Annotated in this window: 11 protein-coding genes; 8 read left to right on the plus strand and 3 right to left on the minus strand. The window is 35.7% G+C overall.

Going from position 1 to position 12,611, the window contains the following annotated elements:
- Nucleotides 1–104: 104 nt before the first annotated feature.
- Nucleotides 105–1,790 (minus strand): glycoside hydrolase family 13 protein, encoded by a 1,686-nt coding sequence (locus tag AC4D4A_RS16820; protein ID WP_490996933.1) that lies wholly within the window; start codon nucleotides 1,788–1,790, stop codon nucleotides 105–107.
- 201 nt (nucleotides 1,791–1,991) lie between these two features.
- Here AC4D4A_RS16820 and AC4D4A_RS16825 point away from each other — a divergent pair, with 201 nt between their 5' ends.
- Both AC4D4A_RS16825 and AC4D4A_RS16830 read left to right on the plus strand, forming a co-directional pair.
- Entirely contained in the window at nucleotides 1,992–2,429 is a 438-nt protein-coding gene (locus tag AC4D4A_RS16825; protein ID WP_490996934.1) for a disulfide oxidoreductase, read from the plus strand.
- Entirely contained in the window at nucleotides 2,426–2,890 is a 465-nt protein-coding gene (locus AC4D4A_RS16830) for a thioredoxin family protein (protein ID WP_490996935.1), read from the plus strand. Before AC4D4A_RS16825 ends, AC4D4A_RS16830 begins: the two co-directional genes overlap by 4 nt.
- Nucleotides 2,891–2,924: 34 nt before the next feature.
- On the opposite strand, the gene AC4D4A_RS16835 is transcribed toward AC4D4A_RS16830, so the two are convergent.
- Nucleotides 2,925–3,317 carry a DUF5365 family protein gene (locus AC4D4A_RS16835; RefSeq protein ID WP_490996936.1) on the minus strand — a complete coding sequence of 131 codons (393 nt, stop codon included), beginning with the start codon at nucleotides 3,315–3,317 and terminating at the stop codon, nucleotides 2,925–2,927.
- A 107-nt stretch (nucleotides 3,318–3,424) separates the two neighbouring features.
- Here AC4D4A_RS16835 and AC4D4A_RS16840 point away from each other — a divergent pair, with 107 nt between their 5' ends.
- A complete protein-coding gene (locus AC4D4A_RS16840; RefSeq protein ID WP_490996937.1) occupies nucleotides 3,425–4,309 on the plus strand; it encodes an RluA family pseudouridine synthase in 885 nt (294 codons plus the stop codon).
- Nucleotides 4,310–4,422: 113 nt separating this feature from the next.
- Here the strand turns inward: AC4D4A_RS16840 and AC4D4A_RS16845 are convergent, their stop codons facing one another.
- Nucleotides 4,423–4,677 carry a GlsB/YeaQ/YmgE family stress response membrane protein gene (locus tag AC4D4A_RS16845; protein ID WP_490996938.1) on the minus strand — a complete coding sequence of 85 codons (255 nt, stop codon included), beginning with the start codon at nucleotides 4,675–4,677 and terminating at the stop codon, nucleotides 4,423–4,425.
- Between the two features lie 1,155 nt (nucleotides 4,678–5,832).
- Between AC4D4A_RS16845 and ltaS the strand changes: the two genes are divergently transcribed.
- The 5 genes from ltaS (at nucleotide 5,833) to ald (ending at nucleotide 12,567) form a co-directional block, all read left to right on the plus strand.
- Complete coding sequence (ltaS, locus tag AC4D4A_RS16850) at nucleotides 5,833–7,815, plus strand: lipoteichoic acid synthase (protein ID WP_490996939.1); 1,983 nt, start codon at nucleotides 5,833–5,835, stop codon at nucleotides 7,813–7,815.
- Nucleotides 7,816–8,253: 438 nt separating this feature from the next.
- The gene (locus AC4D4A_RS16855) at nucleotides 8,254–8,874 is read left to right on the plus strand and encodes a DUF47 domain-containing protein (protein ID WP_066102736.1); all 621 of its coding nucleotides are present in this window, start codon (nucleotides 8,254–8,256) and stop codon (nucleotides 8,872–8,874) included.
- Between the two features lie 20 nt (nucleotides 8,875–8,894).
- Nucleotides 8,895–9,893 (plus strand): inorganic phosphate transporter, encoded by a 999-nt coding sequence (locus AC4D4A_RS16860; RefSeq protein WP_490996940.1) that lies wholly within the window; start codon nucleotides 8,895–8,897, stop codon nucleotides 9,891–9,893.
- A gap of 149 nt (nucleotides 9,894–10,042) precedes the next feature.
- Nucleotides 10,043–11,278, plus strand: coding sequence for a PucR family transcriptional regulator (locus tag AC4D4A_RS16865; protein ID WP_490996941.1), 1,236 nt, complete (start codon nucleotides 10,043–10,045; stop codon nucleotides 11,276–11,278).
- A gap of 149 nt (nucleotides 11,279–11,427) precedes the next feature.
- A complete protein-coding gene (gene ald, locus AC4D4A_RS16870) occupies nucleotides 11,428–12,567 on the plus strand; it encodes an alanine dehydrogenase (RefSeq protein ID WP_490996942.1) in 1,140 nt (379 codons plus the stop codon).
- The last annotated feature ends 44 nt before the right edge of the window (nucleotides 12,568–12,611 follow it).

Here is a 12,611-nt window from a genome sequence, read left to right on the forward strand (position 1 = left end):
TGTTTTTTTAAACAATGGACAAGGACCAAATGGAAAGAAAACTCGATACAGCTGCCGTAATATAAAGATAAACTGCTGGATTTATCTCCAACAGCTTTAGTGCTTTATCTTTCTATTAAATAAACTATAGCTTCCCATGGTCTCAAGATTGTCTCAACTGCAGTTTCTTGCTTAGCACGATCAGGGTAATTACTTATTACCTTTTGTCCAGGATAATCTTTTACACTATTCGGCCAAGTTACTGGTTGTTCCTCACCCGTAAAATTCGTTAATACAAGCAATGTTTGATTATCAAGATGTCTCATATAGGCAAAGATATGTTGGTTTTCTGCTTCAATCAATTCATAACTTCCATCTACTATAATTCGCATTTCCTTACGCAGGGCGATTAGCTTCTTATAATAGTAGAAAATCGAATCAGGATCATTTAATGCACTCTTAGCGTTTATATCCACATAGTTTGGATTTACGTTAATCCACGGTTTCCCGGCTGAAAAGCCAGCTTGCTCAGAGTTATCCCACTGCATTGGGGTACGTGCATTGTCACGGCCTTTTGCAAAGATGCCCTTCATAATCTGCTCTGGCTCCATGCCTTTTCCTATTTTTTCATTGTACATATTTATACTTTCGATATCCCGGTAATACTCAATATCAGGAAATTGTACATTTGTCATTCCGATTTCCTCACCCTGATATATATAAGGAGTACCCTGCAGGAAATGCAGACATGTACCCAGCATTTTGGCTGATTCTATACGATATGTGCCATCATCCCCAAAACGGGAAACGATTCTCGGCTGGTCATGATTATTCCAATAAAGGCTGTTCCACCCTTTTCCATGCAGCTCTGTTTGCCATTTTGATAAGATTTTTTTTAATTTCACCAAGTCCAGGGGCTTAACTTCCCATTTTCCTGTTGGACCGGAATCTACGTCCATATGTTCAAATTGAAAAATCATATCTAACTCATGACGATCCTCACCTGTATATAAAATACCTTCATGTGGTGTTACACCAGGGGTTTCTCCAACAGACATGACATCGTAATGCGAAAGTACCTCTTTATTCATTTCCTGTAAATACTCATGTATTTTAGGGCCGTTCATATAATAATCCGCACCAGACGCATAATCTTTGCCTTCCTCAACCGGACCATCAGAGAGCGATGGATCCTTGGAAATTAGATTGATTACATCCATTCGGAATCCATCTACCCCTTTATCAAGCCAAAACTTCATAAGATCATATACTTCTTTACGAACCTTTTCATTTTCCCAGTTAAGATCCGGCTGTTTTTTAGAGAATAAATGTAAGTAATAATCATCAGTTTCTTCATTATATTGCCAAGTTGATCCGCTAAAAAAGGATTCCCAGTTATTCGGCTCTTTTCCATCTTTACCAGGACGCCATATGTAATAATCTCTATAAGGATTGTCTTTTGATTTTTTCGACTCCATAAACCATGCATGTTCATCAGATGAATGATTAACGACAAGATCCATCACAAGCCTTATGCCTCTTTTATGCATTTCCTCAAGCATCATTTCCCAATCCCGCATTGTTCCGAACTCATCCATAATATCGCGATAATCACTAATATCGTAACCATTATCATCATTTGGTGACTTATATACCGGAGAAAGCCAGACTACATCTATTCCAAGCTCTTTCAAATAGTCCAGGCGTGAGATAATTCCCTGAATATCACCCACTCCATCTCCATTGGAATCCATAAAGCTTCTTGGGTAAATCTGATAAACGACTGCTTCTTTCCACCACTGTTTCCTCATTGTCCAGCCACCTTCCTAACGATGTGTACATTGGTATTAATACTAAAAATCTGTTCCTACTTCTCTTGATATTAAAGTAAACATTTGGACCTCAAAGCCAATATACCCCAATTATGTATTGGTAAGCGATTTCTTTTTACAATATTATGATAACATACTATAATTTTAATGTAGGAAATAAGGTGAAAAGGGGGAATTTTCATGCAACGAAAAATTATAAATCGTGACAACGCCCTTTTTCTGGCATTTGCTGCAGCCTTTATAGCGATGGCCGGCAGTCTGTATTTTTCTGAAATAAAAGGCTATGAGCCATGTGTTTTATGTTGGTATCAACGGATTGTCATGTATCCTTTTACAGTAATCCTTGTGCTGGCAATATGGAAAAAAGACTATCATATTGCTTTTTATACAATGATTTTATCTGCCATTGGAGCGTGCATCTCAACCTATCACGTGCTTATTCAAAAGGTACCGTTTTTTACGGATCGCGCTGTTACATGCGGCCGAATTCCGTGTACAGGCGACTATATTAACTGGCTTGGCTTCATTACAATACCAATGCTTGCATTAATTGCTTTTATCATCATATTTGTATGCAGCTTGTATATATTTAAAGTGACAAAGGGGGAAACAAAATGAAGAAAGTCGTTATTTTCGTCGCAGCGGTTGTTTTAATTTTTGCCGCAATAGCGTATTTATCTAATAAACAGCAAACAGAAAAAACGTCAGGCAATAATCCATATGGAAAAGAAAATTTAAGACCTGCCACTGTTGATCAATTAGATGATCCATTGTATCAAAACATCATTACACCGGATGAATTGGATGAGAAGCTTGAAAAAGAAGAAGCAATGACTGTTTATTATTTCAGTCCCGAATGTCCGCATTGTGTAAAAACCACTCCAATTCTAATGCCCGTAGCAGAAGAAATGGACGAGCATATTTATCAATATAATGTGCTGGAGTTTGAGCAAGGCTGGGACGAAATCGAAGGATCAGGAACACCGACTCTTATCCATTATAAAAATGGTGAAGAAACAAGCCGTATTTCTGGAGAACATACCGCTGAAGAATTTAAACAGTGGTTTGACAATTTATAAAAAACACGCCGGGCGCAATGCTCGGCGTGTTTCTTTAAATTAAATAGGTGTTGGCTGCTTTTGTTTGGTACAATGGAAGCTCAATCTGTCTATCCTCACTAAAAAAGTGTTTATGCTCAAACGGAAAAAAGATACCAAGTTCATTCAAGAGCCGTGAATTGTGATTAAATAATTCAACAGCCTTGGAATCTTTACTTCGATTTTCTAGAATGATCATTAAGGTTTGCATACAGGATAATGCTTGAAAGGCACCTTTTAATGTACCGATATGAGAATTTGAACCCGGTACAGACAGTACTTCATTTAAGGTAAACAAATCAATTTGTTCTTTAGTAAAGTACATTGGGAACAGGTCGAAATAAAATTTCTCTACAGCCTTACCTATTTCCATATCCTGTAAACGAAGAGAGCCTTCTACAATTTTCATATTGATCACCCTCACTTTCTGCAATCTTCCTCTGTTGGCATTTATAGGATAGCACATGATATTGTATTGATAATACTAATTAACTTTGCTAAAAACGAGGTATTTACATGCTAAACGTAATTAAATCAGGTCCATATGCCCTAATTACCTGCCCTCCTGACTGGATAGGAAAATCAGTAGAAATCATTTTAAGAGATCACCTTCATATTCCAAAGAAAATGCTGCATCAATGGCGAATGAAAAAAAACGTTTTACTAAATGGTGAGGCGATTTCCTGGTCAACTAAAATAGAATCTTCTTCTATTATATATATACCCATTTATGCAGAAGATTTAAATGTGTTAGTACCGTTAAATATGAAATTAGATATCCTTTATGAGGATGATGATATTATGGTCGTGAACAAACCACCATTTCTTAATACACATCCAATCTCAGAAAATGATAACCATTCCTTAATGAATGCTGTCACCGCATATATGGATAATAATAAAATTAAGCCTCGTCATATCCATCGCTTAGATAAGGATACTTCCGGTGCCATTCTCTTTGCTAAGCATGCTTATGCGGGGGCGATACTGGATCAGGCTTTGAGTCAAGGGAAAATTAAAAGAACTTATGCAGCCCTAGTTCAGGGGATCGTAAAAAAAGAGCATGGTACGATAACTGCTCCGATTGCAAGAGACCGGCATACAGCAGGGAAAATGCGAGTATCCACTTCTGGTAAACACGCAGTAACAAAATATAAAGTTTTACAAAGATTTAAATCTAAAAATCAATCTCTTGTAGCCTGTAAATTGGAAACAGGCCGTACTCATCAAATACGAGTCCATATGAGCTCTATTGGCCATCCGCTGATTGGTGATACCTTATATGGTGGAATGAAAAGTACTACTCTTAATAGACAGGCCCTTCATGCATACAAATTAGAGTTTATACAGCCGCTTACCGGAGAAGAACTGTCGGTCGAAAGCAAAATTCCATTTATATAGTAGATTTTCTTCAAATTACTAACGCAAAAAAAAGACAAATCCTTTACTACTTATTAGGGTAGAAAGGATTTGCCTTTTACTTTTTAAGTTATATTAAGATTTTTAATTGATCGTTAGGCTGTTTTTCTTACAGCTTTCATAATCATACTTACGATGAAGATTAAAATAATCGCACCGATTAATGCCGGTATAATTGCATATCCTGCAACTGATGGTCCCATATCTCCAAAAATAGCTGTACCTAACCAAGAACCAATAATACCTGCAATAATGTTACCGATAATACCACCTGGTACATCTCTACCTACGATTAAACTTGCAACCCAACCTAAAATTCCACCTACGATTAATGATATGATAAAACTCATGTTATTTTCCTCCTTTAATTTGTACAATTGGCCTGACTATGTCAGTTACCTGATTAGGGATAATTGCTTTATAACTTCAAAACATATTTCAATATATAGAGTAGCCAACAGACTCAAGTTTATCCCTAATTCGATTGTTAATATTTATACAAGATCTGTGGTTACTCACAAATAATTTCTTGTTCAGCCCAATTAAGGACTGTTTTCTTTTATTCAACGGCGCCGTTAATACTCTATACATTCCCGTTCATTTTTGTAATAAACATGTATGTACATTATTTATATTAAATTTAATTTAGAAGATTAAATGTTCGTTATTAAGGGTAATAATACTTCTTGCTTTTTAGATTGAGTACTAATCAATATCTAGCAAATACTATAGAAAGGTTGGTTAAACACGCTTCGCTTTTATGGGAGAATCGGTTTAAACCCAGCAATTAAATATGGTTATTAGCATTGTACATCCGCTATCCAGAAAGGAAAACAAGTCCAAAGAATCTGTTTATAAAGATTTCTTTACTATATAATGGATCATTATAGGTTAAATATTCCAATAGAGATTTAATTTTAATTTGGATAGGTAAATCTGCCGTAATAATATTTTTGGTTGAGTATGGTTAACCTTACTATATAGATAGGAGGATCATACAAATGGTTTTGATAACATTTTCGATATATAATGGATGTAAGACTTCTTTTGTATTTAAGAAATTCGATTATGAAGAATCCACTTTGCAAATCATGTATGACTCCACAAAGATCAAATAGAAATGTCTATAAAAATTTGTTGTGCATAGCTTGTTCTCGTTTTGCAGACCTAGAGCATACAATACAGAACTAGCTATTAACCCGCCATTTGAAAATACCAATCATAGAATACTTTTCCATTTTTATAGAGACTACACCTCTGACTAGAAACGGTTGATTAAGCTCACCTCGAATTGCCATTAAGATCATATAAAACTTAACCTTAATCAAAATATAAAATCCTTATATATCAGGGATTCATTGGTATTTTGTCGAAAGGATTCCATTTGACTTTTTCCAGATTCAGTTTATAATTCAATATTGTTATCTCTTTTTGAGTCAGACAAAAAATAATCATAAAAATTTGAAACTACTAATAAATCTAAAATCAAATATCGAGGTGAAACAATGAGTGCATTTACGAGCAAAGCGAAGAAGAGTTTAAGTGGACCTGTTGGTTTCCTTATAGTCGCTGTTGTTCTCTTTTGGATTAAAATCTATACAAGTTATATAGTTGAATTTGATCTTGGTATCACGAATGCGATGCAAGAATTTTTACTTTTCATTAATCCAATCAGTTCAGCCGTTATTTTCTTCAGTCTTGCTTTATTAGCAAAAGGCAAACGTGCATTTAAATGGCTAGTTTTTATAAACATTATTCTATCCTTTGTACAGTATGCCAATATCGTTTATTATCGATTCTTTAACGACTTTATTACATGGCAAACATTAAAGCAGACAGAAAATCTCAATGTAGGCGACGGCGGTGGATTGCTCGGAAGTGTTATGGAGCTACTACGCATTTATGATCCACTGTATTTCCTAGATACGATCATTCTTATTTTGTTCATCGTTTATAAAAAATTTCAGCCAAGTGAAGGCCGTTTAAAATTCCGTAAAACGGGTGCAGTTTTCGTATTTGGTGTGGGAATGCTTGTATTAAATGTTGTATTAGCTGAGATTGACCGTCCTCAGTTATTAACTAGAACATTCGACCGTAACTACTTGGTCAAATATCTGGGAACCTACAATTACACAATCTATGATGGATTAAAAACGATGAAGGTGAATGCCCAAAAAGCGTCAGCTGATTCCAGTGACCTAACAGAGGTTCAAAACTTTGTACAGGCAAACTATGCAGAACCTAATAAGAAGTACTTTGGAGCGGCTGAAGGAATGAATGTGATCTATATTCATTTAGAATCCTTCCAAAACTTCCTGATTGATTACAAGTTGCATGGAGAAGAAGTAACACCTTTTATCAACTCGCTTACAAAAGATAAGAATACACTTTACTTTGATAATTTTTATCACCAAACAGGGCAAGGAAAAACATCTGACTCAGAGATGCTGCTAGAAAACTCCTTATTCGGACTATCTCAAGGTTCAGCAATGACTACAAATGGTAATAATACGTATCAGTCAGCTGCTGCTATCCTTGAACAAGAAAAAGGGTACTCCTCTGCTGTGTTCCATGGTAACTACAAATCATTCTGGAACCGCGATGAGGTTTATAAACATTGGGGTGTTCAAAACTTCTTTGACGCCAGCTATTATGACATGAAGGATGAAGATGTCTTAAACTATGGTTTAAAAGACAAACCGTTCTTTGAGCAATCTCAGCCTTTACTTGAATCCTTACCAGAACCGTTCTATACAAAGTTCATAACAGTATCTCATCACTTCCCTTATCCTATTTCTGAAGAGGATGCTACTATTGAAGCAGCAACTACAGGTGATGGATCTGTAGACCGTTATTTCCAAACAGCTCGTTATTTGGATGAATCAGTGGAAGAATTCATGAATTATTTAAAAGAAACAGGTCTTTATGACCGTTCTGTCCTTGTTTTCTATGGCGATCACTATGGTATATCTGATAACCATAATGAAGCGATGGCACAAGTACTCAATAAAGAGGAAATTACAAAATTTGATTCAGCCGAACTTCAAGAAGTACCTTTAATCATTCGTGTACCAGGTATGGAAGGCGGCGTCAAACACCAGTATGGTGGGCAGATAGATTTACTTCCTACACTCTTACACTTACTAGGTGTTGATTCAAAGAATTACATTCAACTTGGAACTGATTTACTATCAGAAGACCATACTGAGATAGTACCTTTCAGAAATGGAAACTTTATGAGCCCGAATGTAAAATATATTGATGGCAAGTACTATGATTCCACTGGAACACTTATTGAAGAAACTGAAGAGTATGCTCAAATGGGCGAATACGCGTCAACCATGCTCGCTATGTCCGATAAAATTATTTACGGAGATTTACTCAGATTCTATACACCAGAAGGTTTCAAACCTGTAGAACCATCAAAATACAACTATAATATAAATGCTGCTGATGGTGACATTCCATCAACGAAGAGCGAAGAGTAATCCGAAAGCCCCCACTTCCTAAGGAAGTGGGGGCTTTCTTCTTATCTTAAATCCTTTTTCGGTTCACATATCTGGAAAGCTTAAATGTCCCTAAATAGGGTACCATACTGTCATATCCCCTTAAAGTCTAAAACTTATCTTTTATTCCAACTAAATTGTTAATAAACTCCCTTTTCCCCTAACAATGAGTTAGTGTTAGTACGGAAAACAATTCAGATCTGAAAAGAGATTCTGTTGGTTATTTTTTTGTAAATATTATTTCTAAATATTACAGCTCTGTAAATATAACGTAAATATTAAATAAGTTGTATACGCTTTTATGTAAATATTACCTCTAAAGAAAGGTTTTTTCTTTTCATGTCTAAATAAAAGGTTTAGAATTAATTTTGCATTGTTAATCTTAATTATTATTATTATTTTCCGAAAGTGGAGGTCACTATGGTATTCAAATCAAAGAAAGATAAATTTGCGGTTATGCTTTTAAATATTTCGTCGAATTTAAAAGAAAGCTCTGATTACTTCGCAGATTATAAATTAAAAAATATCAGCGATTTAAAAATCTTCTCCGACACAATGAAGCAATATGAAACAACTGGAGATGATTATGTACATGAAGTGATCAAAGAGCTTAATAATGCTTTTATCACACCGATTGAGCGTGAAGATATATTGATGCTTGCCATGACAATGGATGATGTTCTCGATGGTCTTGAGCATTGTTCTGCGCTCTTTGAAATGTACTCTATTGTCAATGCAAATGAATATATGTTGAAATTTGTCGATGAAATTCGCAATGCCGCTCATGAAATTGACCGCGCTGTAGAATTACTAATGACTAAAAAATTAAATGACATTCGTCCTATTGCAATTAAAATAAAAGAACATGAATCTGATTGTGATACTCTGCATCGTCAATCTGTTAAACATCTTTTCCTTGTGGAAAAAGACCCAATCCGTATTATTCAGTATAAAGAAATCTACGAGAACCTTGAAGAAATTGCGGATTATTGTCAGTCTGTGGCGAATACATTAGAAACAATCGTTATGAAAAACGCTTGATGAAAGGTTCTTAAACAATTATGGATACATTACTTTTAATTACAGTATTGATTGTAATATTGGCCTTATCCTTTGATTTCATCAATGGGTTTCATGACACAGCCAATGCAATCGCAACAGCTGTGTCAACAAAAGCATTAAAACCTAGACATGCCATTTTAATGGCAGCCATTATGAACTTTGTCGGAGCCATGACTTTTACTGGTGTGGCAAAAACAATCACAAAGGATATTGTTGACCCGTTTACACTGGAAAATGGTTCAATTGTTATTATGGCAGCTTTAATCTCAGCGATTGCCTGGAATTTAATCACTTGGTATTACGGTATTCCGAGTAGTTCATCACATGCCATTATCGGTTCTATTGCAGGGGCTGCAATTGCAGCAGCAGGATTTGGTGCGATTCACTTCGACGGATTCCTAAAAATTATCTTTGCTTTATTATTCTCACCAGTTATTGCCTTTGTTGCTGGTTATATTGTTTACAGTATCTTTAAAGTAATTTTTAAAAATAACAATTTAACAAAGACCAATAAGAATTTCCGTTTCATTCAAATTGGTACTGCTGCTTTGCAGGCATATTCTCACGGAACAAATGATGCCCAAAAGGCAATGGGGATTATCACCCTTGCTTTAATCGCAAATGGCTTTACATCATCTACTGACATTCCTTTATGGGTACAGATATCCTGTGCTGCCGCAATGGGGCTTGGAACATCTGTAGGCGGTTGGAGGATTATTAAAACAGTCGGCGGAAACATTATGAAGATTCGTCCTGTTAACGGTGTAGCAGCTGACATAACCTCTGCAGCTATTATCTTTGGAGCTACCTTTATTCATCTTCCTGTAAGTACCACTCATGTTATTTCATCATCTATTATGGGTGTAGGTGCTTCCCACCGTGTAAAAGGTGTTAAATGGAGTACAGCCAAGAAAATGGTCATAACCTGGGTTATTACGATGCCTATTTCGGCAGCATTAGCTGGTTTGATTTATCTTAGTTTAAATTTCTTTTTTTAAATAAAAATTTATTAATATAGAAAGAGATTGGAGAGTATTACGTTCGTAATCCCCTCTAATCTCTTTTTTGTTTTGTATTGAATCATCATATCATATGGATATTTCTTGTATAATGGAAGCAACAACCATTTTCGGTAAGGAGTCTTTCAATGGAGAATCAGTACTATTCCAAGGATTTTTTTAAAGGATTATATGGTAGCCTGCATGAATTTGCTGATCGAATCAGTTCTTTAATCAACTATCCAATCACCATCGAGGATGCCAATCATCGATTGCTGGCATATAGTGCTCATACCAATGTTACCGATCAAGCCCGTATTCTAACCATTATGGGCAGACGTGTACCTGAAAAAGTAATTAATGCTCTGTGGAAAAAAGGAATAATTCCCTTCCTACTTCAAAATGATAAGCCTATTATTGTTGACCCCCTTGATGATGTGGGACTTGGTAAAAGAATTGCTGTTTCAATACGAAAAAACGATGAGATTCTGGGGTTTATTTGGGCTCTTGAATCGGATACTGCCATCACGGATGAAAAACTATCCATACTGGCATTTGCAGCAAAGGAAGCAAAAAATCAGCTCTTACTTCTTCAGTCGCGCTTAAAAAGTCAGGAAGACAACTATCAGGAATTCTTTTGGAAACTTTTAACCGGACATTATCCTACTGAAAAGGAAATACTCGCAGATTCGGTTAAATTCCCATTTACATTATCGAAACATTATACGATTCTTGTATTTGAGTTCACATCCTCTATTGATATTGACTTGGATAAACAAATCGTCTATTTAATTAGTACAACACAAAAAGTATCTATTATCTTTCATACGATAGATCAAAATAAACTTATTCTTTTACTGAATACCAGTAAGAATCAATCTAAGGATTTGATATCATTCTTTATTCGATCCTTTAAGGCTGATATGAAGGAACGTTTTAACGTTACCATTTGTTCGGAAGGCTGCGGAAATGTATATTCTGACTATATTGATACCAGTAAGAGCTATTTAGAAGCTCTTGAGGTTATTAGTTTAAAAAAAAGATATACAGCTGAATTAACTAATGTTCAATGGTACGATGAACTTGGTCTTTATCAATACCTCCATATAATCAGTGAAAAACGAAGCAGCCAACAAAAACAACTCCCTACCGGTCTGAATATCCTAAAAAAATATGATGAACAACATCAAACACAGCTATATGAAACGTTAGAAATCTATTTAACAAATAATTCTAATCCTGCTTTTACTGCCAACACTCTGCATATACACCCTAATACTCTTTCTTACCGTTTAAAAAGAATAACAGAGATCAGCCAATATGATTTAAAGGATCATAAAATAACCTCTCATCTCTTAATTGAAATGAAATTAGCTAAATATTAATCATATATATAAGTTCATAACCAAAAATTATTTGAACGTTTTGTGAATTATCACAAAACGTTATTTTTAAATTTTCTGTTTTTAACATACTATTCAGATAAAATACGGATTATAATAATTGTACATTAGATAAGACTGGAGGATAAAACATGCTGATAGGAATCCCAAAAGAAATTAAAAACAACGAAAATCGTGTTGCCATAACTCCAGCAGGCGTTTTGACTTTGGTATCTGCCGGACATAAAGTCATGATTGAATCCTCAGCTGGAATGGGCAGTGGCTTTACAGATTCAGATTATGAATCTGCAGGCGCTATTATATACGCAACTGCAGCAGAGGTTTGGACAAAAGCAGACATGATTATGAAAGTTAAAGAACCACTACCTGAGGAATACACTTATTTTCGTCCTGGTTTGATTTTATTCACTTACCTTCACTTAGCTGCTTGTCCAGAATTAACAAAAGCATTAGTTGATTCTGAGGTTTTTTCCATCGCTTATGAAACAGTTTCATCTGGAAAATCGTTGCCTTTATTAACTCCAATGAGTGAGGTAGCCGGCAGGATGGCTGTTCAGCTCGGTGCGCAATATTTAGAAAAGCCAGAGGGCGGCAAAGGAATCTTATTAGGCGGTGTTCCAGGGGTTAAAAGAGGAAAAGTAACCATTATTGGCGGTGGTGTAGTTGGTACGAATGCTGCCAAAATTGCCATCGGCTTAGGAGCAGAAGTTACCATTATCGATTTAAGCCCTGATCGTTTAAGGGAGCTTGATGATATTTTCGGCAACCAAGTGACTACCATTATCTCTAATCCATTTAATATTGCTGATGCTGTTGCTGAATCTGATTTGGTAATTGGTGCTGTTCTTATACCAGGTGCTAAGGCGCCAAAGCTTGTGACAGATTCAATGGTACAAGCTATGACTCCTGGTTCAGTGATTATAGACGTGGCAATCGATCAAGGTGGCATTTTTGAAACAGTCGACCATATTACCACACATGATTGTCCAACATATACAAAACATGGCGTGATTCATTATGCCGTAGCCAATATACCAGGTGCAGTACCAAGAACCTCTACGATAGCTTTAACAAATGTAACTATTCCATATGCCCTTGAGATTGCAAATAAAGGAGCAATCCAAGCTATTACGGATAATGCTGGCTTAGCTAAGGGGGTTAACACGCTTAACGGTTATGTTACCTATGAAGCGGTAGCCACAGATCTTGGATACACTTATAAGGCGATTAAAGATGCTATGAATCTGACAGCCGAAGAAAGCCTCAACTAAGAAACTGGATAATAAAAAACAGATGTAACGGTTTTAACCGTTAC

The organism is Pradoshia sp. Z5_111 (assembly GCF_058267535.1).

Excerpts from the sequence above, each read along its gene's own strand:
- AC4D4A_RS16825 (WP_490996934.1), top strand. The coding sequence starts at position 1,992 with ATGCAACGAAAAATTATAAATCGTGACAACGCCCTTTTTCTGGCATTT.
- AC4D4A_RS16840 (WP_490996937.1), top strand. The coding sequence starts at position 3,425 with ATGCTAAACGTAATTAAATCAGGTCCATATGCCCTAATTACCTGCCCT.
- ltaS (WP_490996939.1), top strand. The coding sequence starts at position 5,833 with ATGAGTGCATTTACGAGCAAAGCGAAGAAGAGTTTAAGTGGACCTGTT.
- AC4D4A_RS16865 (WP_490996941.1), top strand. The coding sequence starts at position 10,043 with ATGGAGAATCAGTACTATTCCAAGGATTTTTTTAAAGGATTATATGGT.
- ald (WP_490996942.1), top strand. The coding sequence starts at position 11,428 with ATGCTGATAGGAATCCCAAAAGAAATTAAAAACAACGAAAATCGTGTT.
- AC4D4A_RS16855 (WP_066102736.1), top strand. The coding sequence starts at position 8,254 with ATGGTATTCAAATCAAAGAAAGATAAATTTGCGGTTATGCTTTTAAAT.
- AC4D4A_RS16835 (WP_490996936.1), bottom strand. The coding sequence starts at position 3,317 with ATGAAAATTGTAGAAGGCTCTCTTCGTTTACAGGATATGGAAATAGGT.
- AC4D4A_RS16830 (WP_490996935.1), top strand. The coding sequence starts at position 2,426 with ATGAAGAAAGTCGTTATTTTCGTCGCAGCGGTTGTTTTAATTTTTGCC.
- AC4D4A_RS16820 (WP_490996933.1), bottom strand. The coding sequence starts at position 1,790 with ATGAGGAAACAGTGGTGGAAAGAAGCAGTCGTTTATCAGATTTACCCA.
- AC4D4A_RS16845 (WP_490996938.1), bottom strand. The coding sequence starts at position 4,677 with ATGAGTTTTATCATATCATTAATCGTAGGTGGAATTTTAGGTTGGGTT.
- AC4D4A_RS16860 (WP_490996940.1), top strand. The coding sequence starts at position 8,895 with ATGGATACATTACTTTTAATTACAGTATTGATTGTAATATTGGCCTTA.